General features: G+C 66.9%; 17 protein-coding genes. 5 read left to right on the top strand and 12 right to left on the bottom strand.

What is annotated here, in order from left to right:
• Positions 1-35 precede the first annotated feature (35 nt).
• On the top strand, positions 36-2,918 hold the full coding sequence (gene gcvP, locus SOM28_RS02315) for an aminomethyl-transferring glycine dehydrogenase (protein WP_320467049.1): 2,883 nt from the start codon (positions 36-38) through the stop codon (positions 2,916-2,918).
• Between the two features lie 13 nt (positions 2,919-2,931).
• On the opposite strand, the gene SOM28_RS02310 is transcribed toward gcvP, so the two are convergent.
• Positions 2,932-4,731 (bottom strand): methyl-accepting chemotaxis protein, encoded by a 1,800-nt coding sequence (locus tag SOM28_RS02310; RefSeq protein WP_320467048.1) that lies wholly within the window; start codon positions 4,729-4,731, stop codon positions 2,932-2,934.
• A gap of 564 nt (positions 4,732-5,295) precedes the next feature.
• Here SOM28_RS02310 and SOM28_RS02305 point away from each other — a divergent pair.
• The 3 genes from SOM28_RS02305 to SOM28_RS02295 are packed head-to-tail and all read left to right on the top strand — an operon-like array spanning position 5,296 to position 7,621.
• Complete coding sequence (locus SOM28_RS02305; protein ID WP_183407572.1) at positions 5,296-5,940, top strand: outer membrane beta-barrel protein; 645 nt, start codon at positions 5,296-5,298, stop codon at positions 5,938-5,940.
• A gap of 11 nt (positions 5,941-5,951) precedes the next feature.
• Entirely contained in the window at positions 5,952-6,590 is a 639-nt protein-coding gene (locus SOM28_RS02300; RefSeq protein WP_123072094.1) for a putative outer membrane beta-barrel protein, read from the top strand.
• Between the two features lie 38 nt (positions 6,591-6,628).
• Positions 6,629-7,621: a DUF3108 domain-containing protein gene (locus SOM28_RS02295; RefSeq protein ID WP_320467047.1), complete on the top strand. Its 993-nt coding sequence runs from the start codon at positions 6,629-6,631 to the stop codon at positions 7,619-7,621.
• 35 nt (positions 7,622-7,656) lie between these two features.
• Here the strand turns inward: SOM28_RS02295 and SOM28_RS02290 are convergent, their stop codons facing one another.
• The 9 genes from SOM28_RS02290 to SOM28_RS02250 all read right to left on the bottom strand — a co-directional run bounded on the left by SOM28_RS02290 (position 7,657) and on the right by SOM28_RS02250 (position 19,577).
• Positions 7,657-9,333, bottom strand: coding sequence for a peptide chain release factor 3 (locus tag SOM28_RS02290; protein WP_320467046.1), 1,677 nt, complete (start codon positions 9,331-9,333; stop codon positions 7,657-7,659).
• Positions 9,334-9,442: 109 nt separating this feature from the next.
• Complete coding sequence (locus SOM28_RS02285) at positions 9,443-14,089, bottom strand: pilus assembly protein (protein ID WP_320467045.1); 4,647 nt, start codon at positions 14,087-14,089, stop codon at positions 9,443-9,445.
• Positions 14,090-14,117: 28 nt separating this feature from the next.
• Entirely contained in the window at positions 14,118-14,714 is a 597-nt protein-coding gene (locus SOM28_RS02280) for a pilus assembly PilX family protein (RefSeq protein WP_123067848.1), read from the bottom strand.
• Positions 14,714-15,913: a PilW family protein gene (locus SOM28_RS02275; RefSeq protein ID WP_123067849.1), complete on the bottom strand. Its 1,200-nt coding sequence runs from the start codon at positions 15,911-15,913 to the stop codon at positions 14,714-14,716. Before SOM28_RS02275 ends, SOM28_RS02280 begins: the two co-directional genes overlap by 1 nt.
• Positions 15,910-16,359, bottom strand: coding sequence for a type IV pilus modification PilV family protein (locus SOM28_RS02270; RefSeq protein WP_320467044.1), 450 nt, complete (start codon positions 16,357-16,359; stop codon positions 15,910-15,912). Before SOM28_RS02270 ends, SOM28_RS02275 begins: the two co-directional genes overlap by 4 nt.
• Complete coding sequence (locus tag SOM28_RS02265) at positions 16,356-17,006, bottom strand: pilus assembly FimT family protein (protein ID WP_320467043.1); 651 nt, start codon at positions 17,004-17,006, stop codon at positions 16,356-16,358. Before SOM28_RS02265 ends, SOM28_RS02270 begins: the two co-directional genes overlap by 4 nt.
• Positions 16,994-17,428, bottom strand: a complete 435-nt coding sequence (locus SOM28_RS02260) for a type IV pilin protein (protein WP_320467042.1) — start codon at positions 17,426-17,428, stop codon at positions 16,994-16,996. Before SOM28_RS02260 ends, SOM28_RS02265 begins: the two co-directional genes overlap by 13 nt.
• Positions 17,429-17,563: 135 nt before the next feature.
• Entirely contained in the window at positions 17,564-18,880 is a 1,317-nt protein-coding gene (locus SOM28_RS02255; protein WP_320467041.1) for a sensor histidine kinase, read from the bottom strand.
• Positions 18,881-18,905: 25 nt separating this feature from the next.
• A complete protein-coding gene (locus SOM28_RS02250) occupies positions 18,906-19,577 on the bottom strand; it encodes a response regulator transcription factor (protein WP_320467040.1) in 672 nt (223 codons plus the stop codon).
• Positions 19,578-19,867: 290 nt separating this feature from the next.
• Here SOM28_RS02250 and SOM28_RS02245 point away from each other — a divergent pair, with 290 nt between their 5' ends.
• Complete coding sequence (locus SOM28_RS02245; protein ID WP_123070342.1) at positions 19,868-20,671, top strand: Crp/Fnr family transcriptional regulator; 804 nt, start codon at positions 19,868-19,870, stop codon at positions 20,669-20,671.
• Here SOM28_RS02245 and SOM28_RS02240 read toward each other — a convergent pair.
• Together SOM28_RS02240 and SOM28_RS02235 are read right to left on the bottom strand one after the other, a co-directional pair.
• Entirely contained in the window at positions 20,652-22,190 is a 1,539-nt protein-coding gene (locus SOM28_RS02240; RefSeq protein WP_320467039.1) for a CHASE3 domain-containing protein, read from the bottom strand. The genes SOM28_RS02245 and SOM28_RS02240 overlap by 20 nt on opposite strands.
• A gap of 192 nt (positions 22,191-22,382) precedes the next feature.
• On the bottom strand, positions 22,383-23,015 hold the full coding sequence (locus SOM28_RS02235) for a response regulator (RefSeq protein WP_091873377.1): 633 nt from the start codon (positions 23,013-23,015) through the stop codon (positions 22,383-22,385).
• Positions 23,016-23,116: the final 101 nt, after the last annotated feature.

The following is a 23,116-nucleotide window of genomic DNA, read 5'->3' as shown; positions in this document are numbered from 1 at the left end:
ATCCAGCCAGCATTGGCGCCAGACCTCTTCTTACCATGACCCGCTCCAGCCTCACCCAACTTGAAGCACGCGATTCGTTCATCCCGCGCCACATCGGCCCGTCCGAATCCGAACAGGCAGCCATGCTGTCGACCCTCGGCTACGCTACCCGCGCCGCCCTGATCGACGCCGTGGTCCCGGCCAACATCCGCCGCAAGGATAAGCTGGACCTGGGCCAGTTCGCCGAGCCGCGGACCGAAGAAGAAGCGCTGGCGCTGCTCAAAGGCCTGGCCTCGAAGAACAAGGTCCTCAAATCGCTGATCGGCCAGGGCTACTACGGCACCCATACGCCGAAAGTCATCCTGCGCAACATCTTCGAAAACCCGGCCTGGTACACCGCCTACACCCCTTACCAACCAGAGATCTCGCAGGGCCGCCTGGAAGCCATCCTGAACTTCCAGCAGGCGATCACCGACCTCACCGGCATGGGCATCGCCAACTCGTCGATGCTCGACGAAGGCACTGCCGCCGCCGAGGCGATGACGCTGATCCAGCGCGTCGGCAAGTCGGCCTCGAAAGTGTTCTACGTGGCCGACGACGTGCTGCCGCAGACCCGCGAGATCATCGAGACCCGCGCCGAACCGATCGGCGTCGAAGTGCGCACCATCGCCCCGGCCGACATCGAAAAACTCGAGGAAACCTGCTTCGGCGTGCTGCTGCAATACCCGGGCGTCGATGGCGAAGTGCGCGACTACCGCGCCGCCGTCGAGCACCTGCATGCCGCAGGCAGCATGGTGATCGTGGCCGCCGACCTGCTGGCGCTGACCGTCCTGACCCCACCGGGCGAATGGGGCGCCGACGTCGTGGTCGGCAACAGCCAGCGCTTTGGCGTGCCGCTCGGTTTCGGCGGTCCGCACGCCGGCTACCTGGCCACCCGCGACGAATTCAAGCGCAGCATGTCGGGCCGCCTGGTCGGCGTCACCGTCGACGCCCAGGGCAACCCGGCCTACCGCCTGGCGCTGCAGACCCGCGAACAGCATATCCGCCGCGAAAAGGCGACCTCGAACATCTGCACCGCGCAAGTGCTGCTGGCCGTGATGGCCGGCATGTACGCCGTCTACCACGGCCCGCAAGGCCTGGCCCGCATCGCGCGCCGCGTGCACCGCCAGACCACCATCTTGGCCGCCGGCCTGCAGCAGCTGGGCTTCGAACTGGCCAACAAGACCTTCTTCGACACCGTCACCGTGCGCGTCCAGGATGCGGCCGCGATCCACCAGCAAGCCAATGCGCGCGGCCTGAACCTGCGCCAGATCGACGCCACCACCGTCGGCGTCTCGCTCGACGAAACCGTCACCCGCGACGACCTGGCCAGCCTGTTTGCCGTGTTCGGCAACGGCAAAAGCGTCGACCTGGACCAGCTGGACGCCGGCGTTGCCGACGCCTTCCCGGCCGCCCTGGCCCGCACCAGCGCCTACCTGACCCACCCGACCTTCAACCGCTACCACGCCGAGCACGAGATGCTGCGCTACCTGCGCGCGCTGGCCGACAAGGACCTGGCGCTGGACCGCACCATGATCCCGCTCGGCTCGTGCACCATGAAGCTCAATGCCACCGCCGAGATGGTGCCGGTCACCTGGCCCGAGTTCTCGAACGTCCACCCGCTGGCGCCGAACGAGCAGACCATCGGCTACCGCGAGATGATCGCCCAGCTGGAAGCCATGCTGTGCGCTGCCACCGGCTACGCCGCCATCTCGCTGCAGCCGAACGCCGGCTCGCAGGGCGAGTACGCCGGCCTGCTGGTGATCCAGAAGTACCATGAGTCGCGCGGCGAAGGCCACCGCAACGTGTGCCTGATCCCGTCGTCGGCCCACGGCACCAACCCGGCCTCGGCCAGCATGGTCGGCATGAAGGTCGTGGTAACCGCCTGCGACGACAACGGCAACGTCGACCTGGCCGACCTGAAGGCCAAGGCCGAGCAGTACAGCCGCGACCTGGCCTGCGTGATGGTCACCTACCCGTCGACCCACGGCGTGTTCGAAGAGGGCATCAAGGAACTGTGCGAGATCGTGCACGCCCACGGCGGCCAGGTCTACGTCGACGGCGCCAATATGAACGCGCTGGTCGGCCTGGCCGCGCCGGGCGCCTTCGGCGGCGATGTCAGCCACCTGAACCTGCACAAGACCTTCTGCATCCCGCACGGCGGCGGCGGCCCCGGCGTCGGCCCGATCGGCGTCGGCGCCCACCTGGCGAAGTTCCTGCCGAACCAGCTGTCGACCGGTTACGTGCGTGACGAGAACGGCATCGGCGCCGTCAGCGCCGCCGCCTTCGGCTCGGCCTCGATCCTGCCCATCTCGTGGATGTACATCGCGATGATGGGCGCCGAAGGCCTGACCAGCGCGACCGAAGTGGCGATCCTCAACGCCAACTACATCGCGCGCCGCCTGGCCCCGCACTACCCGGTGCTGTACGCGGGCCACGACGGCCTGGTCGCGCACGAGTGCATCATCGACCTGCGTCCGCTGCAGGACAAGACCGGCATCAGCAACGAAGACGTCGCCAAGCGCCTGATGGACTTCGGCTTCCACGCCCCGACCATGAGCTTCCCGGTGCCGGGCACGCTGATGATCGAGCCGACCGAGTCGGAATCGAAGGCCGAGATCGACCGCTTCATCGAGGCGATGATCACCATCCACGCCGAGATCGTCAAGGTCGAGCGCGGCGAGTACGATCGCATGGACAACCCGCTCAAGGGCGCGCCGCACACCGCCGAAGTCGTCACCGCCGACGACTGGCAGCACGGCTACACCCGTGAAGTGGCGGCCTTCCCGGTCGCCAGCCTGCGCAAGAAGAAGTACTGGCCGCCGGTCGGCCGCGCCGACAATGTGTACGGCGACCGCAACCTGTTCTGCGGCTGCGCGCCGATCAGCGATTACGAGTAATCGCAACGGGTAATCACTTGCGGCTCGACGCGAGCCGCAAGTGCGACGCCTGTTGACGGCGGCGTTCCCTGCCAGCCCCCCGGCGCTCGCGCGCCGGATCGAAGGGCTTCGACGGGGCAACGCCGCCGTCGTCTTTCCGGCCCGCCGCCTCTACCTGCGGCGCAACCTCCCGCGTCCCCTCCTCGTCCAGCCTGAACCCCGCCACCGTGCGCGACAGCGCCAGCGCCTGCATCTGCAGGGTGCGCGCCGCGCTCGCCGCTTCTTCCACCAGCGTGCAGTTCTGGCGCGTCACCTGGTCCATCTGCACGATCGCCTGGCCCACGTCGGCCAGATGCGTGGCCTGGCCTTCGCCGGCCGCACCGATGCGCCCGGCCAGGTCTTCCACCTCGCGCACCGTGCCGGCAATGCGCTCCATGCTGCTGCCGGCGTGCAGGGCCCAGGCCGCGCCGCCGTCGATCTCGGCCAGCGACTGCGCCGCCACGCTGCGGATCTCGCGGCTGGCGGCGGCTACCCGGCGCGCCAGCGCCCGCACCTCGCCGGCCACCGCGGCCATCGCCGGCGACTGCGCGCCCGCATCGAGTCCGGCATCCATCGTTGTCCGCGCCGCGTCCAGCGCCGCGTTCAGGGCCAGCGTGCCGGTCTCGCTCGCCGCCAGGTCCAGCCCATCGGCGATCTCGACCACCCGCTGCGCGCCGCGGCGGCTGCCCTCGAGCGTCGCCACCAGCCGCTCGACCACGTCGCTGCCTTCGTGCGCCGCCTCGCCGGCGCCGGCGGCCAGGCGGTTGGCGGCGCGCGCCTGGTCGGCGCCCAGCTGGACGTCGGCCGCCAGCTCGCGTAGCGCGCCTTCGGTATGGGCCAGCGCGCTGGCCCGGAACACGGCGCGGCTGCCCAGGCTCAGGCTGCCGAGCTTGATGTCGCGCGAGGCGACGCCGATGAGGCGGGCCGACTCCAGGATCGAGCGCAGCGTGCCGTTCAGGTTGCGGATGCTGGCATCGAGCTGGCGCGAGGTGTCGGCGATCTCGTCGCCACCATAATCGTGGCCTTCGCGCTGGCGCACGGTCAGGTCGCCGCTGGCCAGGCCGCTGGCGGCCCGCCGGATGCCGCGGATCTCGTCCAGCAGGATGCGGCGCACGGCGAAGGTGATCGCCAGCGACAGCCCGATCGCCAGCAGCACGACCGCCGGCATCAGGACCGAGATCATGCGAAAGTCGGCTTTCGCGCTGGCGGATGCCTCGCGCGACAGCGCTTCTTCGAGCGCACCCAGGTCGGCCAGGCGCTGCGCCACCAGCGCGAACGCGCTCTCGGCCTTCTGCATGGCGTTGGCGCTGATCGAGCCGTCCAGCGGCGCCAGTTCGATCACCTCGCGCACCGCCACGGCGTAGCGCAGCTGGGCCGCCGCGGCCTGCTCCACGTGGCGGTCTTCGGCCTCGGTCAGGGTCATCTGGCCCAATGTATCCAGGCCGGCCGCGATCCGCCGGTGCTGGGCCAGGATGTCCTGGCGCAGCGGCTCGGTGCGCGCCACCGGGAAGCTGCCGCCCATCCAGCTCAGCAGGCGATAAATGTCGGCGTGCGCCTTCTGCGACTGCGCCGCCAGGCTGCTGGCGGCGCGCATGCTGGCCGCGCGCTGGCCGACGATCGATTCGAGCGAATCGTTCTGGCGCACCATCGCGTAATAGGCCACCCAGGACAGCAGGAGCAGCAGGGCCAGCACGGCGCCGGGGGCGAGCAGCAGCTTGGGGCCGATTTTCAGCCGGGACAGCAGGCCCGACAGCATGGAGAACCCGGGAACGCGGTCGGCGGGCGGCGTGGTCATGGCGTCCTCTCGTCTTGGTGCATTATTTCCTCAGTGCATACAGCAATGTACGCCGCAGATGGACGGCGCACTTGTCGCGGCGCAAAACCCAGGTCCGCAGGCGGTGACTTGCCGCGAAGGGGAGTTTCGGGCAAGAATCCGTCCAACGAATAATGACGAACCACACGGAAACTTCCCGTGCGCCTGCCATGTGCACGCCTACAGCGCGTAGCACCGGCTCGACGATGAGCACCGGGTCGACGTGGGACCGTCCGCCGGGCTGCCGAATGGCCGGCCGCACGGCTTGAGCGTGCTGGCCGACGGCACCTGCTGGTCTACTGCGCCGACGGCATCTACCGCGGCACGCCCGGTTCAGCCGCCGGCGCACGCCGCTTCGTCAGGGTTTGCCCGGCATGCGCGAGGCGGCGCGCCTGGCCGGCGGCGTCCTCGAGATCGACAGTACGCCGTCCGGCACGGTCGTCAGTGTATGCATACTGGTAACAACTTCTTACCAAGGCATGCACCGTGCATGAGCACAGCGCCCGTTAACGCGCTATGCTTGCACGAGACCCGATCGAGGAAAACATGATGAAAGCTCGCGCCTTCGTATTGACGCTTGGATGCCTGGCCGCTGCCGGCTTCCATACCCAGGCCCAAGCCCAGCTGCTGCCCGACCCGGCGCCGCCCCAGCCGGCCCAGCTCGAGCGCAGCCAACCCGCCGCGCCCGATCCATTCGCCGGCAGCCATCAGCCCTATCCGCGCGTGTACGGCGGCAATGTGGCAGCCCTGCCCAACGACCATGTGTTCACCGGCATGCGGCGCGATCCGCGCCTGCTCGGCGGCGTCGAGGTGGCGCCCAACGTCTCCATCGAGGGCGGCTACCTCAACCTGCCGGACAAGGATTTGCACCAGGTCGAGCCGGGCAAGCCCGCCGACGCCTCGATCCCGCTGGGAGAAAAAGGTTCCAGCAACCACCTGGCCGCCAAATATTCGCTCTCGGCCGGCGACCGCCTGTCGGCTTACGGCAAGGCCGGCATCGCCTACACTGAAAAAAAGAAGGAAAAAGGCGTGTCAGGGTCCGATACCGGCCTGTACACCGGCGCCGGCGCCAGCTACAAGGTCGACAAGCGCACCACCGTGAGCGGCGACTTCGTGCGCCATGGCGACGCCGGGAAGAAGTTCGACCGCGCACGCGACGGCGTGCAGGGCAACCTCAAAATGGGCTTCTGAAAGGACGGTACATGAAACGGCCAGCCTTCCTCCTGGCGGCAGCCGTCGCCACCGGCGCGCCGGCGCAGGCGCAGCTGGCGGAACCGGCTCCCGCGCCAGTCGAGCTGGCCGACACCCGCCCACGCAGCGTGTTCTCGGCGCCGCGCGATCCCGAGGGCCAGACCTACCCCCGCGTCTATGGCGGGAACCTCAACGCCAATCCCAACGACCGCCTGTTCGGCGGCCTGTTCAAGACCGATCCCAGGTTGCTGATGGGCGTTGCGGTGACGCCGGCGTTGGCCTTCGAGGCCGGCTACGTCAACCTGCTCGACCAGGGTTTTCGCCCGGTGAACGAACGCGATCCCGAAGACACGACCGGCGCGATCGGCCTGCGCGGCTTCAACCTGCACGCGGGCGTCAAGGTCACGCAGCCGCTCGGGGAGCGCCTGTCGGCCTACGGCAAGCTGGGTGTGGCGCACAGCCAGAACCGCCGCGGCGTCCGCAAGGGCGTCGATACCGGCTTATACACGGGCGTCGGCGCCCGTTACCAGGTCAGCGAACGGGTCATGTTCGACGGCTCCTTCGAGAATCACGGCCATGCGGCCGAGCGTTTCGAGAATGCGACCAATTCCAGCAGCAGGGTCAGGGCCAATCTGAACATCGGCTTCTGACTCACCTTCCCGGGCGGGTGCGCGCTACACTAGCGCCCATGAGATTTTCCGTCTTCCTGGCGCGCCACCGGCGCCTGCTGCCCGCCGGCCTTGCCTCGCTGCTGCTGCACCTGCTGGCGATCGCCTGGGTCGATGCCCGCCTCGCGCCGCCGGCTGTCACGGTCGGCAATCCGGCGCTGGCGCTGCGCCTGGTCGACGCGCCGCCTGCCGCGCCGGCGCCACAGACGCCCGACCTGCCGGCGCCGGAAGTTCCCGCGCCGGACGCCGCGCCGGTGCCGGCCGTCGATGCCCCGGCCGATGAGGTGTCGGTGCCGGCACCCGCCCCAATGGCCGAGCCGCCCCCGCCGGAAACCGAGGGCGACGTCGCCACGACCCGTGTGCCCAACACCTACCGCGTCACCCCGCCCCCTTCCGGCCGCATCGACTACAGGCTCACGCGCAGCGCTCCCGGCGGCGCGCCACAGGACGCGGGCCAGGCCAGCATGGCATGGCGCAGCGACGGCAACCGCTATACGGTGGCACTCGACGGAGTGCTGGGAACGCTGGCCAGCGACGGCCGGGTCGATGACGCGGGGATCGCGCCGGACCGCGCCCGCCGCGCCGTGGGGACCGGTCAGGCGACCACCACCTTCGACCGCGCCGCCGGCACGATCATGCGCGCGCAAGGCGGCGCCGACCAGCTGGTGCCGGGCAGCCAGGATCCGGCCTCGCTATTGCTGCAACTGGCCGGCATCGGCCTGGGCGATGCGCGCCAGGTGAAAGATGAACTGGAATTCTGGGTCGGCGGCGCGGGCGGCGCCGGCGTCGAACGCTACCAGGTGCTGGGCCCCGAGCGGATCGAGACCGGCGCCGGACCGCTCGACACGGTGCGCCTGGCGCGTATGGCCGAGCATGGCGCGCCGCTGCTGGAGTTGTGGCTGGCGCCGCAGCATGCCTGGATGCCGGTGCAGCTGCGCCTGACCGATGCCGACGGCACGGTCAGCACCCAGACGCTGGCCGCGATCGCGATCGAGGCGGTGCAGGAGGAATAACACGGCGCGGAATGCTTCCCGCGCCGTGGCGGCCGTCAGGCCAGCTTGGCCGCGTGCTCGCGGGTCGCGTGGAACACCAGCTTGGGCCAGCGCTCCTGGGTCAGGCGCAGGTTCACGCCGGACGTCGCCAGGAAGGCCATATTGCCGGCGGCATCGTAGGCGACCTGGTGGCCGAGCTGGTTCTCGAAGTCGGCCAGCGATTTCTTGTCCTCGCTCGAGATCCAGCGCGCGCTGCTGATGCTGCTGCTTTCGAACACCGCGTCCACGCCATACTCGTTGAGCAGGCGGCTGGCCACGACTTCGAACTGCAGCACGCCGACCGCACCCAGGATCAGGTCCGAACCCAGCACCGGCTTGAACACCTGCACCGCGCCCTCTTCGCCCAGCTGCTGCAAGCCCTTGTGCAGCTGCTTGACCTTCAGCGGATTGCGAATCCGCACCGTGCGGAACAGGTCCGGGGCAAAGTAAGGGATGCCGGTGAAGGTCAGCATCTCGCCTTCCGAGAAGCTGTCGCCGATCTGCATATTGCCGTGGTTCGGCAGCCCGATGATGTCGCCGGCGTAGGCCTCTTCGACCTGTTCGCGGCTCGAGGCCATGAACGTCACGACCGACGACAGTTTCACTTCGCGTCCCAGGCGCAGGTGCTTGACCTTCATGCCCTTCTCGAAGCGTCCCGAGCACACGCGCAGGAAAGCGATGCGGTCGCGGTGGGCCGGGTCCATATTGGCCTGGATCTTGAACACGAAGCCCGAGAACTTGGGTTCGGTCGGCTCGACCGCGCGCACGGTGGCGTCGCGCTCGCGCGGCGCCGGGGCCCAGTCGACCAGCGCCGACAGGATCTCGCGCACGCCGAAGTTGTTGATCGCGGAACCGAAGAACACCGGGGTCTGCACGCCCGATAAAAAGCGCTCGAGGTCGAACACGTGCGAGGCGCCGTGCACCAGCTCCACTTCCATCTTCAGTTGCTCGATCTCGAGCGGGAACATTGCGGCCAGCTTCGGATTGTCGATGCCCTTGACGATCTCGAAGGCGCCGTCGGCCTTTTCCTCGCCGGCCTTGAACAGCATGATCTCGTCCTTCAGCAGGTGGTACACACCGCGGAAGTTCTTGCCCATGCCGATCGGCCAGGTCACCGGCGCGCACTCGATCTTGAGCACCGACTCGACTTCGTCCAGCAGTTCCAGCGGATCGCGGGTCTCGCGGTCCATCTTGTTCATGAAGGTGACGATCGGGGTGTCGCGCATGCGGCAGACGTCGAGCAGCTTGATGGTCTGTGCCTCGACGCCCTTGGCGGCGTCGATCACCATCAGGGCCGAGTCGACCGCGGTCAGCACGCGGTAGGTGTCTTCCGAGAAGTCCTGGTGGCCCGGGGTGTCGAGCAGGTTGATCACGTGGTCGCGGAACTCGAACTGCATCACCGAGGACGCGACCGAAATGCCGCGCTGCTTCTCGATGTCCATCCAGTCCGAGGTCGCGTGGCGGCCGCTCTTGCGGCCCTTGACGGTGCCGGCCAGCTGGATCGCGCCCGAGAACAGCAGCAGCTTTTCGGTCAGCGTGGTTTTACCCGCGTCGGGGTGGGAAATGATGCCGAAGGTGCGGCGGCGCGCGACTTCGCGCGCGGTCAGGCCGCCCTGGCGGGAGGTGGTGCTGGCGGTGTGGTCGCCGGCGTCGGGAGTATCGTTCGCGGCGGAGATGTCGGTGTCGTTGGCCATAGTCGAGCCCTTCTGGTGGCCCTGGTAAGAAAACCCTCGATTTTACCGTCTCCGCCCTCTCCCGTGTGAATTGAATGGCGCCGCCATGGCGGCGGCGGCGCCCACTGCTTCAATCGCGCACGCGGCGCCAGCCGGCGCGGTGCGCCTCGGTGGTCTCGGACGGCGGGAAACGGCCGGTCACCATGCTGCCGTCGGCGGTGGTGGTGATTGTCTTCAGGGCGCCCGACGGCAGGCGCACCACGATGAAGCCGACCGCCGCCGATGCCGCCAGCGGATAGCCGGCGACGCCGTCCGGCGAAGCGGCGCGGCCGGTGCAGACGTTGAGCTGGTACATGACGCTGGTGCCGCCCACCGAGCACTCGGTCGAGGAACTCGGCAGGTTGGTCACCACGTTGACGGTGCCGGCCACCACTTTCGGATCGAGGTTGACCCGCTCGCCCGTGTTCTGGTCGAAGTCCACATACCAGCCGTCCTGGCGCGCCAGGTCGACATCGTCGCCCGAGATACTGAAAGGCACCGCCGCCTGGCTCGTCCCGCCTTCTTCCTCGATCCGGGCCAGCTGCCGCTTGACCATGGACGAGCCGGGCCAGCCGCTGGCGCCGATCGTCTGCCCGCTGTCCTTGAGCACGTAGGCGCTCTGGCGCTTGGTGTTCTCGACGTCGATGAGGTCCAGCAGGCGTCCGCTGCCGAATACCACCACGCGCTGGGCGCCGGCCACGGTCTTGCCGCTCTCGTCGTCATCGCCATCCTCGCCCAGCACCGGCCGCTCGACCCGGCAGGCGGTGACCTCGGGACGGGTGGTGAATGGTTTGTCGACGCCGGCGTCGCCCATCAGCAGGCGGGTCGTCGTGCCCGGCACGGTGAAGTCGAAGCGCCACATCTTGCCGGTATTGTCGCCGCCGTAGACGTAGGTCACCAGCGGATCGTTGTTCGGATCGTTGGTGATCGCCGTGATCTTGGCCAGGCCCGACGGCGTGCCGACGCTGCCGACGTCGGTGCTGATCTTGCGCAGGATGCGGCCGCTGGCGATGTCGACCACGAACAGATAGCCCTTGCCGTCGCCGCCGGCCACGCCGTCCGTGCCCGGGATATTGTTATAGCCCGAGGTCAGGAACACGACCCATTTCTCTTCGCCGTTCGCCTCGTCCTTGATGGTGCCGAACTGCGGATTGCCGAACGAGTAGCCGATCTGCGGCTCATTGTGGATGCCGCTGCACACGGCACTGTCGGCGCACAGTTCCCACAGCGGCTGGGGATCGTCCGGATCGGTGACGTCGAGCGCGTAGTAGCCGCGTCCGCCCGCGTTCAGGCCGGCCACCAGCACGGTGCGCCATTCATCGCCGATCTTGACGTCGGCCACCTCGGGCGAGCCATCCACCGAGAAGATGTGATTCGTGCCATAGGTGGTGCTGGCCAGCAGGTGCAGCTTCTTCATCGTGATGCGCGGCGCGTAGGCCCAGGTCTCCTCGCCGCTGCTGGCGTTGAACGCGTGCAGCATGCCGTCGTTGGCGGCGGCGAACACCGTCGCCGCGCGCCGGGCGTTGGCGATCTTGTAGGCGCTGTAGCCATCGCGATCGAAATTGCGGCGCGGTTCGCGCAGGTAGGCCGGCTTGGAAGAGGCGATATCGCCCAGCACGATCGGTACCGAACTGTTGCCGCTGTTCTCACCCACCGTGGTGCGCGAATAGGAACGCAACACGGTGTCGTCGGCATGCTGCTGCTGGCCGCGCAGCCAGTTGACGATGTTGGCCCCATTATTGACGATCTGGCGGTTGGCGGCGGACATGCTCGCGCACTGGGTCAGCGCATTGCACTTGTTGTCGAACCAGGCCTTCTCAAGGTCCATCTCGGCATACAGGAAGTTGGCGCGCGCGCCGCTGGCAGGGTTGCGCATATAGATCCTGCGCTCGTCGCTGCTGGCGTCGACCTTGGTGCCGAGGGTGTCGGAGGTATTCCACGATTCTGTCGTGCTCACCTCGCCGGTCGCGACGTCGACGCTGCGCTTGGCCAGGCGGCCGAACCAGCGCACGGTAGTGAAGGTGGCCGAAAAGATGTCGTTGTCGTTCTGAGAGATGTTCGGGGTCGAGGTCGCGGCGGCCGCGGCGGCGCCGGTCTTGACCTCGATATTGGCCAGCGCCGAACGCAGGCCCTCGACCACCTGCAGCGGATCGGAGGCGGAGAAATACTTGCCATGTCCGTTGATCGCGGCATGCCACAGATCGTCCACCCGCGACTGGTAGGCGGCCGAACCGCTGTTGACGCCGGTTTCCGGATTGGGCCAGACCCAGGCTCCGCCGCCGTTCCAGGGGCAGCCCTCTTTCGCCTCGCTGATCACCTTGTACAGGTCGCCGCCCGGCAACGGCGCCACGTCGTAGTTCGGCTCGTAGTTCATGATGCCGTCCACGCCCAGACCCAGCGCATAGGTGCGCATGTGGAGGCGGTTGTTCTCGCCCCCGGCGGCCGGCACCGCGCCCACCTTGCCCTCCAGGTCGCGCCGCAGGGACGGGATGTCCGGCTTGGGATCGCGGCCGTCCCAGCCGCCGTTGTACCAGTACAGGGCGATGTCGGCCAGCGACGGCGTGGACTGGGTGCGCTTGTCGACGCAGCCCTGCGACTGCAGGCAGAAGCGGGACGGGTCGTGCTTGTTGTCATTGCTGGCAATGCCGCCGGGCGCGCCGCCGTTCCAGTAGCCGTCGGTGGTAATGAAGGTGAAGTTCTGCTGGCAGGCGAACTTCACCACCCGCGCATCGCCCTCGACCTCATAGGGGGCCTTGTTGGCGAACATCTTGCCGATCGCATGCAGGGCCAGGCGCACCGGTGTCGCGCCCGAGGTATTCATGTCGTACAGGTCGGAGTACCACTTGGTGCGGTCCGTGCCGGCGAACGGTTTCGGCGGGTTCATGGCGCCTTCTTCGGCAGCCACCGACAGCGACACCAGGCCGACATTGTACTTGTCGTTGATCGGGCCGAAGGCCTGGCCGACCGAGGTCTTCATCATCTGGTTGCGGGTCTTGTAGTAGCCGTACCAGTTGGCGAAGTTGGTCATCTCCTGGGCATAGGTGCAGAAGGCGCCGGTGCAGTCGCTGCGGTTCGGGTAGCGCGGATAGACCGAGCGCGTGGGCACGATATCGGTGCGCACGAATACCGAGCTGCCCAGGCCGGTGGTGCTGTGGGCCACCACGTCCGAGACCGCCGCCACCTTGGTGAGGGTCAGGTTGGTGCGGCCGCTGGAGGTATTGTTGGTCGGGCCGTCATAGCTGACGCTGGTCCCGTCGGCATTGTTGGACGAGTCGATCACGCACAGCGTGGTGTTCTGCTCGCGCCGGCACGACGGCGAGGAATCGGCATCGCCGCCGACATAGGCGCGGATGGTGCCCCGGTTGCCGACCGATTCGTTGATGTAGTCGCGGATGCGGTTGGCGACCCAGGCCGCGCTCTTGCCCCGGTCCAGGCTCAGCGAACGCGCGAACAGCGCCGTCCGGTTCAGCGAGAAATTGCTGATCACCTGGGTGCTGCTGGCGTGGGTGGTGCCGCCGATACGCAGCAGCGCGGTGGCGCCGGTGCCGGTGTCCAGCATCAGGTTGGTGCCGGCGCGGCTGTTATCGGTCACCAGGGTACAGTTGTCGAACGATTTGCCGGTCGTGCCTTCGGCGCAGACGATCGGCAGCACGCCGACCACGTTGTCCCCGGCCAGCGTGATGCCGAGCGATTCGCACGAAGGCACGCCGCTGCTGCCGGGCGACATGACGCAGGCTGCGAACTGGTTGGCCAGGCCGGTCTTGTCGATGATCGAGCGGGCCAGCGCGCGCGCCAGCGCGATCTGCTTGTCGGCGCTGTTGGTGCCGGTGTCGGCGCTGACGGCGCCCGCGGTGATGACGTCCTCTCCCGCCAGGCCGGTTGCGGTAACGCTCGCGATCGCGCGCACCTGGGTGCCGGCCGAGCTGCCGATGCTGATGGTGCCGTACCATGGGGCGATCTGGTTGCCGCCCGAGAAGCGCGGATAGATATAGTCGCCGACATACTTGGCCTGGCACGTGGTCAGCTTGGTCGAGTTACAGAAACGCACCCGCGCCGGGAACGTGTAACGGCTGGTGGGCGGCCCGCCGTTGGCGGTCGCCGCGCGGCAATCGGTCAGGGTGGCGTCGAGGCAGTACTCGGCGACGTTAATCGAGTAGTAATACGGATTCGCGGTGAAATACTGGCCGTAGCGACGCTGATTGGTCGGATAGGTGTAGCCGGTCCGGTTGTAGTCGCAGTTGCTGTTGCGGCTGACGCACCAGTTCAGGTCGGGGAATCCGGTCACCAGGTTGGTGCTGGAAGTGCTGTTGCGGTTACCCAGCAAGTCGGTCCTGTTCACCTCGAACACGTCGTTGGGCACCACTTTCCAGTCGCTCGTTGCGCGCGCGTCCAGGTCGCCGTAGTAGGTGCCGTCCGCCTTCAGCGGCGGCATATAGCGCACTTTCGGATCGTAGTATTGCCGGTTGAAGTCGGCGCTGGCGAAAGGCGGATAGCCGGCCACGCAGGCATTGGTGCCGTCGTCCATCGTATTGCCGAGCCGGCAAGTGCTGCTGAGGTTGACGTAGTCGGGCGTGTAGTTGAAGTTCATCGAGCCCGAGTTATCGTACAGCAGCATCAGGTTCGGCTGGACGGTGCCGCTGCCGCTGATATTCATCAGCGGCAGTTGGGCGATGGCGGTCGGCTCGGCCCCGGCCGGGAGCGCGAACAACAGAACTAACAGGGCAAGCAGGCGTTTCATGCGCATTCCATCAGAGTATTGCAGCGTCTCAGACGCCGATCAGGACCACCATCTGGTTGACCACGGTGCCGCCGCGCGCACCCTTGATGCGGGCGGTGATCACATAATGCAGTTGGGGGCTGCCGGCGTAGCTCGGCGCGTCCGAGGCCAGGCTTTCGCCGATCGCGACCGGGGTGCCGAGCACCGCGGTATTGGCGGCGGTCTGGACGCAGACATTATCGTTGGCGTCATACGGCCCGTCGCTGCGGCACATGCGGTGGATGACGTATTCGACGCTGGTCTCGCCGGGCCCCGCGACCGTCATGGCGTTGCCCCAGAACTGGTTTTCGTCCCGGATGTTCAACCCCGGCGGCCGGATGGCGGAATAGCCCTCGTCCGGCAGGTTGACGTCGAGGTCGATCTTGCTGGCGGCGGCTTTGTCCTTGAGCCACTCGAAGCCCGTGTGCAGACCCAGGTCGGCGGCGCGGCTGAGCGAGGCATCGTAGGCCAGGTTGGCGGCCGTCAGCGTGGTCGAATTGGTCGACTTGAGCAGGTAGATGCCGGTCACCAGCATCACCAGCATCATGATCAGCATGACCGGCAGCGCGATGCCGCGCTGCTTCGGCGTCCTGTGCGGGATCGGCATCAATTCCTCCACCCTGCGTTGCGCAGCGGGACGATGGTCTCGAACACGCGGTAGCGGTAGCACTGCCAGTCGACCGGATCGCCCTCGACGGCCAGGTCGACTTTCAGCGGCGCGGCCTCGACGCCCTCCGGCTGCGCGCTGTTGAACAGGTATACCGGCTCCTGGTTTTCCACTTCGACGGTGGCCTTGCACACGGCTTCGCCGTCGGCGTCGGCGACCGGCCGCTCGGGATTTTTGGCGCGCGCCACCACGGCAATGCGCAGCGCCACGATGCGGCCATAATCGCCCGCGCCGCCGCTCACGCCATCGCCGTCGGCATCGATCATCTCGGACGACCACTCGCCGACCGCCGTGCCCAGGCCCGGCTTGAAATCGGTGGCCTCGCGCGTATCGAAGCCGTACTGCGCTTTGAGCATGACGATATTGTCGGCCACCGCCTGGCTATCTTTCGCAGCGCCAGCCATGTCGGTGGCGCGCAGGCGCAGATAGCCCTTGTCGACCGACCAGGTATGGAAGGCCAGACGCGCGCCCGGCCCCAGATTGAACACGCGGGTGGTATTGCCGTCGTAGAGGACGTCGAGCTGGCCGCGGTTAAAGCGCTGCTCGACCGAGCCGAATTGCAGCTGGGTGGGACTGGGCGGCTGGGTTGCCGGGTCGACCGAGATCTGGGCCATCGCGCAGTTCTCGCCCATCTGCTCGGGCGCCACCACGATCACGTCACCGAGGGCGAAATAGCCCCAGGGAAGACGGTCGACGGTGATGGTATTGCCCCCGACGTAGTTCTGGGTCACACGCAAAGTCGTGGCGCCGCCGGTCGCGCCGCCCGCGTACAGGGTCAGCCTGTCCGGGCCCTCGCCGCCCGGTTCGATCACGGCCGCCGCCAGCGGACGCACGGTCACACCGTCGCGCTGGGCCGGCGCCAGTTCATAGCCCTGGCTGTCGCTGAACACGGTGTTGCAGCCGGTGATCAAGGGATCGTTCAGGCCGAAGCCCGCCTGCTCGGCATCGGCGCTGATCTGGAACATGGCCAGCATCCCGTTCTGCATCGAGTCCGAGCCGCCCATCGCCGCATCCTTGTTGCGCTCGCCGTCGGTCATGATGCGGGTCGCGAACAGGATCGCCAGCAGGCCGATGACCACGCTGACCATCAGTTCGACGAGCGAGAAGCCGCGCGCGCGGCGGGTCAATTGGAGGTTCATGTCGCCGGCGACAGGTAGGAGGTGACTTGGTGTTGGTTGACCTGGCTGTCGGTGGTGCGCTGCCAGCCGATGACGATGTCGACTTCGGTGCGTGTCGTGCCGGCGGTCGGCGTCACGGCGATCTCGATGGTGGCGCCGGGAATCCGCTCACGCACACCGGCGTACCAGGGTGCAAGGCGCTCGCCCGGGGTCGCGGTCTTGGCCACCGCATAGGCGCCGGCATTGGCGATATCGGTATTCATGATGCCCAGCAGCTGGTTGGCGGCGATGGTCGCCTCGGCGCGCAGGCCGGCGTCGGACAGGGCCGCCATCGAGCGCGCCTGCAGGCCGAGCGTGCCGACCAGGGCGATGCCCAGGATGAGGATCGCGATCAACGACTCGATCATGGCAATGCCGCGTTGCGCGCACCGCGCGATACCGCGGAAGCGTTGCAGACGCGCGCTCATTCGGGGCACCTGCGCGAATCGCCGTCGTCGTCGCCGCCGAGCGTCGGATCGCAGGTGGTCACGACCCCGGCCAGCGTCAGCATGACGGCCGATGGCCTGAATTCGTTTTCCTTGCCCTCGGCCGGCGCCAGGCCGATTGCGGTCACGCGCGGCGTGATCGCGCCGTCGACCCAGCCCAGCGGCGTGAAATAGACCGCGTCGGCATCGTCGTCGGGCCCCAGCGTCACGGCCAGCAGGCTCGAGGGCGGCAAGCTGGCCGCGCTGCGGCGGATCGAGCGGAATGCCGCCGACTCGCCCGGCGCATCGGCGGCCGCGGCGGTCGCCGTCGACCAGTCGTTGCTGGTGTCGTCGCAGGCATTGCCGGTGGCGCGAAAGCAGATATCGACCCGCCAGTCCGGTTGGCCGCCAGGGTTGTCGATGAAGACCAACCGGCTGTGGCTGTTGTGGGCCAGGGCCTGGGTGCGCGCCAGCGTGAAACCCTCGACATAGAACTGGCCGGCGCCGGCGGCCTTGGTCGCGGCCAGCCAGCCGGACATGCGCGGGACGCCGACCGCCATCAGGATGCCCAGGATGGCCACCGCGATCACGGCTTCGAGCGCCGTAAAGCCCGACTGGCCCCGGGCGGGACGCAGCGTCACTGGGTGCACGAGCCGTCCTTGCGATCGACCCAGCAGCTATCGCTCCTGGTCCAATCTGCCGGCGCCCCGGTGGTGGCGCGGGCGCCGGCCTGGTTCAGCGTGTACTTGAAGTCGGCGGCCGCGGCCCGGCCGGTGGCGACCAGTTGATAGCCGGTAGCGCTGGCGTTCTCCAGCGTGTAGACAAAATTGTCGGTGTCGTCCGGCATGAGCTTGGGATCCTGCTCCTCGCCGTCGAAGTCCTCATAGCTGCGGGTATTGGCCCAGAACTGCTCGAGCTTGGGCTGGGTCGAGGCCAGCGCGCTGTGCGCCTCGGCCAGGCGCGCCCGCATCACGTAACTGCTGTAGGAAGGCAGCGCGACCGCGGTCAGGATGCCGATGATGACGACGGCGATCATGATTTCGACGAGGGTGAAGCCGGACTGGCGCTGCATGGGATTCTCCTGGAAGGCGGACGGACTCCGCCAATAATGTTGCCATGGAGAATGATAGCCCAGGAACCTGTCATTTCCCTGAGGAAAAGCTGACAAAGTCCTGACAGCGACGGAAATACGACGGTGTGTCGCCTCTTATTTTGCCAGGCCAGCAGCAAAATGCACCGTGACGCGGGTGCCGCCGCCCTCCGCCTCGTCCAGTACCACGGTGGCGCCGTGCGCCAGCACGATATCACGCACGATCGCCAGCCCCAGGCCGCTGCCGGTGGTCTTGTCGTCCAGGCGCACGAAGCGCTCGAACACGGCGGCGCGCCGGGCGGGTGGAATGCCGGGGCCGGAATCCTCGACTCTAAACAGCACGGCGTCGCCCTCCTGGGCGCAGCTGACGGTGACCCATCCCCCGGCCGGTGTGTAGCGCAGCGCATTGTCGACCAGGTTGTCGACCAGGTCGCGCAGCTGGAAGGCGTCGCCTTCGACGGGCGCCGGGGCCAGCTCGAAGCCGAGGTCGATGTCCTTGACGGCAGCCTGGCCGACGAAGAACTGGATCGTCTCCTGCACCAGCTGCGCCAGGTCGAGCGGCGCATGCTGGCCGTCCGGCCGCCCCTCCCTGGCGCGCGCCAGCGCCAGCAGCTGGTTGACCTGGCGGATCATGCGCTCGTTGGCCAGTTCCATCATGCCCAGCGAGCGCACGGTGTCGGGGTCGCGCGCATGGCGCGCGCGCAGCCACTCGAGCTGCAGCTGCATGCCGGCCAGCGGCGTGCGCAGCTGGTGCGCCATGTCCGCCAAAAAGTCGCGCTGGGCGCGCGCGCCGGCTTCGACCTTGTCCAGCAATTCGTTGAAGCCGGCGACCACCGGCGCGATCTCGTAGGGCACGCTGGCTTGGGGGATCGGCGCCAGGTCGCCCGGCCCGCGCGCGGCCAGCTCGGCGCGGATACGCGCCAGCGGGCGCAGGCCATTGCTGACCGATAGCCAGACCACGCCGACCAGGGTCAAGGTCACCAGCGAGACCAGCACCACCAGCGAGCGCACGATGGCCGAGCGCACCTCGAGCCGCTGGCGCAGGGTGCGCGCCACGCCCAGCTGGCGTTCGCCGTCGGCCGTCTGCACCGCCAATGCGACCACCCGCACCGGTTCGCCGTCGACTTCGGCGTCATACGGCGCGGCGCCGGGCCGCAGGGCGGGAAAAGCAGCGGCGCCGGCCAGGTGGCGGCCGTGCCCGTCGCGCACCACGAACCAGCTGCGGTCGGCATTCGGCGCGGCGGGCGGCAGTTGCGGCACGGCGCCCGCCGCCAGCCTTGCGGCCAGGCCGTTGGCGGTGTCCTGCAAGCCACCGTCGAAAGCGACCTGGGCCGGGGTCCAGGCCAGGCCCGCGACGAGCGCGGCGAGCACCAGGTTGACCAGCAGGATCGGGCCCAGCAGCCACTTGAGCAGGCGCAGCCGGATGCTGCTCATGCCACGAGGATCATGGGATCGACCTTCACTCGGCCGCCTCCAGCAGGTAGCCGAAGCCGCGGATGGTGCGGATCGCCACGCCCGAACCGTCGAGTTTCAGGCGCAGGCGCGACACATAGACCTCGACCGCGTTCTGGGTGACGTCCTCGCCCCAGGGCAGGATGGCGTCGATGATCTGCTGCTTGGATACGACTCGCCCGGCATGCTGCAGCAGGTATTCGAGCACGCCCCACTCGCGTACCGACAGGTCGATGGGATTGCCGGCGACGCGGGCGCGGCGGGTGGCGCGGTCCAGGCTCAGGCCGGCCAGAGCAATGCTGGTGGATGGCGGCGCGTGGCGCCGCGCCAGCGCGCGGATGCGGGCCACGAGTTCGGCGGTGGCGAAGGGTTTCACGAGGTAGTCGTCGGCACCGGTTTCGAGGCCGCGCACCCGGTCCTCGACCGCGTCGCGCGCCGTCAGCAGCAGCACTGGCGTGGCCGCGCCGCGCGCGCGCAGGCGGCGCACCACCTCGAAGCCGTCGATGCCGGGCAGGCCGATGTCGAGCACCGCGACCTCGGTCCCGGCTTCCTGCAGCGCGCGGTCGGCGGCCAGGCCGTCGGCCACCAGCGTGACCGTCATGTCCTGCGCCTGCAAGGCGCGCAGCAGGCCGTCGGCCAGCACCGCATCGTCTTCCACCAGCAATACCCGCAGACCCATATCTTTTAATTCGCCCCGTGTCGTGATGCGCTCGTGATGTAGGCGCCGGCGAATTATGCGGCATTTCGACGTTCTTTAACGAAACTTTGCGGCGGAAGGTGCGCCAACGCACGGTCTTCCCTAGTAGGACTGGGCTGACACGACATCATGCTTGGAACCTACATGGGGGCGGATACTCGTCTTATGTGCGGCAACAGACGGTAGCCTTAAAGTACACCCATCGCGATGAGGTAAGAAAGACAAGCCTCCTGAATCGCCCCTGACGCAAGATAGACATAAGAGGACATAAGATGAACAACACTCAGTTTGGTGGTCTCACCCAAAAATCGAAGAACCAGGCTCCTGCCACGAGTGAGGCACTGAAGTCCACGTCCAAACCGATCGTCAGCTATAGCGGCACCCAGCAGAATGAATTGCTGGCCGCCCTGCCCCGCACCGACCTGGAAGACATGTTCGACCACCTTGAACTGGTCCCGATGCCGTTCGGTAAAGAACTGTTCGAGTATGGCAGCAAACTGGAATACGTGTATTTTCCAACGACCGCAATCGTGTCGCTGCTGTACGTGATGGAAGACGGCGCCACCACCGAGATCGCCGTGGTCGGCCACGAAGGCGCGGTTGGCGTGTCGCTGTTCATGGGCGAGCGCGCCACCTGCAGCGCAGTCGTGCAAAGCGCCGGCTACGGCTACCGCCTCAAGACCCAATACCTGCGCGACGCCTTCAACCGCGGCGGCGCCCTGCCCCAGCTGCTGATGCGCTACACCAATGCGCTGTTCGCCCAGATGGCCCAGAACGCCGTCGGCGGCCGCCACAGCTCGATCGAGCAGAAGCTGTGCCGCTGGCTGCTCGACCGCCTGGACCGCTCGGCAAGCAACGAGCTGAAAGTGACGCAAGAGCTGATCTCGATCATGCTGGGTGTGCGCCGCGAAAGCATCACTGCCGCCGCCGGCAAGCTGCAGGACGAAGGCCTGATCCAGTACCGCCGCGGCAATATCACCGTGCTGGACCGCGCCGGCCTGGAAGAATATGCGGGCGAATGCTACAAGGTCGCCAAATCGGAATACGACCGCCTGCTCATGGATGTGGCGCGTTGAGATGACGCCGAATCGGATCCGCCTGCGCCCCGTCCGGGGCGGGCGGATCCAGCAAGACCGCTTCGGCCTGTACGCAAGATAGGGCAACCGCAGCGGCAGTCACCACCCCAGCTGCACTCGCCTCTTCATTGCCCCCCGGGGCCGCCGCCGGAATCATGGCGCGCACGCAAGTTCCCACCCCATTCACACCAGGCTCGACCACCAGGGTGCCGCCCAGCAGCAAGGCGCGTTCGCGCATGCCGAGCAGGCCATGCGATTTCGTCCTCGCCATGGCGTCAGGCGGAATGCCAATGCCGTCGTCGGTGATCTCGAGGCCCCAACCATCGGGTTCCCGCGTCAGGTTGACGATCACATTCCGCGCCTTGGCGTACTTGGCGGTATTGTTCAAGGCCTCTTGCGTGATACGGAAGAGCGCGATTGCCTGCATCGGACCGGCAGTATCGACCTCGGCGTCGATCAACGCATCGCAGTCGAGCGATGTGATGCGTGCATAATCGGCGCAATAACTTTGCAGCGCAGCCGACAGGCCCATATTATCGAGCAGGCTCGGCCGTAAATTTTCGATGATGCGGCGCTTCAGCTGCACGGTATCGACCAGGGTGCGCTTGGCGCGTCCCAGCTTCGACGCCAGATCCGGATGAGTGGCGCGCAGGTGCTCGGCGACCGTGGACAGGTCCATGCCGATCGCCGTCAGGTTGGCGCCCATTTCATCGTGCAGTTCGCGCGCCAGGCGCGATTTTTCTTCTTCCGAGACTTTGATCAAGTGACGCGACAGCACCGACAACTGGCCGGTGCGCTCGGCCACGATTTCTTCCAGGCCATCGTTCGTGTGTTGCAAGGCGCGCTCGGCCAACAGGCGCAGGCGGAAGGCGCGCTTGATCATCTTGTAGAACAGCAGCAGCACGAAGATGGCGGCGGCATTGATGCCGACGCCAAATACCACGGCGTGCCGGTATTGCTGGTAGAACGCGGCGGTGCGGGTGGTCAGCAATTCGTTCTGCTCGCGCGTCATGATCACGACCTGCAGGCGGATCTCGTCCATCTGCGCCCGGTCGTCGGGAGAAGCCGCGATCGCCACGATATCGTTCAGTCCACCCTCGCGGTAGACCTCAAGCGACTGTTGAAGCAGACCAAATTTCTTGTCGACCAGCGTGCGTAACTGCTGCAGGTTCTTTGCCTGGGAAGGATTGTCGCGTAGCAGCTCATCCAGTGAGCGCATCTGCTTGTTGATTTGCTGGGAAGCGCTGCGCAACGGGCCGAGGTACACCTCGTCGCCCGACAAAAAATAGCCGCGCAGGCTGCTTTCGGCATCGGTGACGATCAGGTTCAGGTATTGCAGCTCGTCCGACACCTGGGCGGTCTGCGCCTGCAGCGCATTGGCCGCCCGCAAATCGTCGAGGTTACGCGCCAGGAATACGCCATTGACGACCAGCAGCACCACGCACATCAGGCACAGCAGCGTCTTGTGTAGGGGGAGACTGCGAATGGATTTCTCGTCCGCAGCGGTAGTGAAGTACATCCAGGCTTCCTTTCGCGCAAGGAATGTGGCCCTTCATTATAGGCGTATGGACGGAATGTTGCACTGCGAAATTCTCGGCCGTAACTATTTGTTGCATTTGCGATTGAAGATGCCGAACGCTCAACCCGAAAGCAAAAACGCGCCCGGGTGGGCGCGTTGTCAGATGAATCTGGCTAAAAAATCAGCCGAAGATTAATCGAGCAGATTGTTCTTCATGGCGTAATAGGTCAGGTCGGAATTCGACTGCAGGCCCATTTTTTCCATGATCCGGGTACGGTAGGTGGACACGGTCTTGATCGACAGCGACAGCGCGTTGCCGATATCGGACACGGTCGCACCCTTCGCCAGGCGCAGGAAGACCTGGAACTCACGATCGGACAGCTCGGTATGCAGCGCCGTGTTGGGATCGCGGTCGAAACTCTGGGCCAGCAGTTCGCCGACCGTGGAGGACACATAGCGACGCCCCTGGAAGACGGTACGCACGGCGGTCTTGAGTTCGTCGGCCTCGCACTCCTTGTTCAGGTAGCCGTTGGCGCCCATCTTGAACAGGTTGAGCGCATACTGCTGCGCCGGGTAGCCGGACAGGATCAGCACCGGCAGATTGGGCTGGCCCTGGCGGATGGTGCGCAGGATGTCGATGCCGCTCTGGTCGGGCATCGCGATGTCCAGCAGCAGCACGTCGCAGATCTCGCGGCGTGCGATATCGAGGGCCTCGCGGCCGGTGGCGCCTTCGGCGACGACTTCAAAGTCGCCCGACGACGAGAAAATCTGCTTGAACCCTGCTCTAACTATCTGGTGATCGTCACAAATGGCAACGCGTATCATTGTCTTCCCTTAAATTTTCCTTGCGCAGGAAAGTGCCGGGTCTGAACCGCCCGGTTTACATGCGTTAGATTCAGCATATGCGCGGGTGACATTTTAACACT

Origin of the sequence: Massilia sp. CFBP9026 (genome assembly GCF_034045165.1) — a bacterium.
GTDB lineage: Bacteria > Pseudomonadota > Gammaproteobacteria > Burkholderiales > Burkholderiaceae_D > Telluria > Telluria arenae.
Note: the sequence above shows the minus strand (reverse complement) of the source record. Positions and strands in the feature narration are given on the sequence as shown.

Excerpts from the sequence above, each read along its gene's own strand:
- gcvP (WP_320467049.1), top strand. The coding sequence starts at position 36 with ATGACCCGCTCCAGCCTCACCCAACTTGAAGCACGCGATTCGTTCATC.
- SOM28_RS02310 (WP_320467048.1), bottom strand. The coding sequence starts at position 4,731 with ATGACCACGCCGCCCGCCGACCGCGTTCCCGGGTTCTCCATGCTGTCG.
- SOM28_RS02305 (WP_183407572.1), top strand. The coding sequence starts at position 5,296 with ATGATGAAAGCTCGCGCCTTCGTATTGACGCTTGGATGCCTGGCCGCT.
- SOM28_RS02300 (WP_123072094.1), top strand. The coding sequence starts at position 5,952 with ATGAAACGGCCAGCCTTCCTCCTGGCGGCAGCCGTCGCCACCGGCGCG.
- SOM28_RS02295 (WP_320467047.1), top strand. The coding sequence starts at position 6,629 with ATGAGATTTTCCGTCTTCCTGGCGCGCCACCGGCGCCTGCTGCCCGCC.
- SOM28_RS02290 (WP_320467046.1), bottom strand. The coding sequence starts at position 9,333 with ATGGCCAACGACACCGACATCTCCGCCGCGAACGATACTCCCGACGCC.
- SOM28_RS02285 (WP_320467045.1), bottom strand. The coding sequence starts at position 14,089 with ATGAAACGCCTGCTTGCCCTGTTAGTTCTGTTGTTCGCGCTCCCGGCC.
- SOM28_RS02280 (WP_123067848.1), bottom strand. The coding sequence starts at position 14,714 with ATGCCGATCCCGCACAGGACGCCGAAGCAGCGCGGCATCGCGCTGCCG.
- SOM28_RS02275 (WP_123067849.1), bottom strand. The coding sequence starts at position 15,913 with ATGAACCTCCAATTGACCCGCCGCGCGCGCGGCTTCTCGCTCGTCGAA.
- SOM28_RS02270 (WP_320467044.1), bottom strand. The coding sequence starts at position 16,359 with ATGAGCGCGCGTCTGCAACGCTTCCGCGGTATCGCGCGGTGCGCGCAA.
- SOM28_RS02260 (WP_320467042.1), bottom strand. The coding sequence starts at position 17,428 with ATGCAGCGCCAGTCCGGCTTCACCCTCGTCGAAATCATGATCGCCGTC.
- SOM28_RS02255 (WP_320467041.1), bottom strand. The coding sequence starts at position 18,880 with ATGAGCAGCATCCGGCTGCGCCTGCTCAAGTGGCTGCTGGGCCCGATC.
- SOM28_RS02250 (WP_320467040.1), bottom strand. The coding sequence starts at position 19,577 with ATGGGTCTGCGGGTATTGCTGGTGGAAGACGATGCGGTGCTGGCCGAC.
- SOM28_RS02245 (WP_123070342.1), top strand. The coding sequence starts at position 19,868 with ATGAACAACACTCAGTTTGGTGGTCTCACCCAAAAATCGAAGAACCAG.
- SOM28_RS02240 (WP_320467039.1), bottom strand. The coding sequence starts at position 22,190 with ATGTACTTCACTACCGCTGCGGACGAGAAATCCATTCGCAGTCTCCCC.
- SOM28_RS02235 (WP_091873377.1), bottom strand. The coding sequence starts at position 23,015 with ATGATACGCGTTGCCATTTGTGACGATCACCAGATAGTTAGAGCAGGG.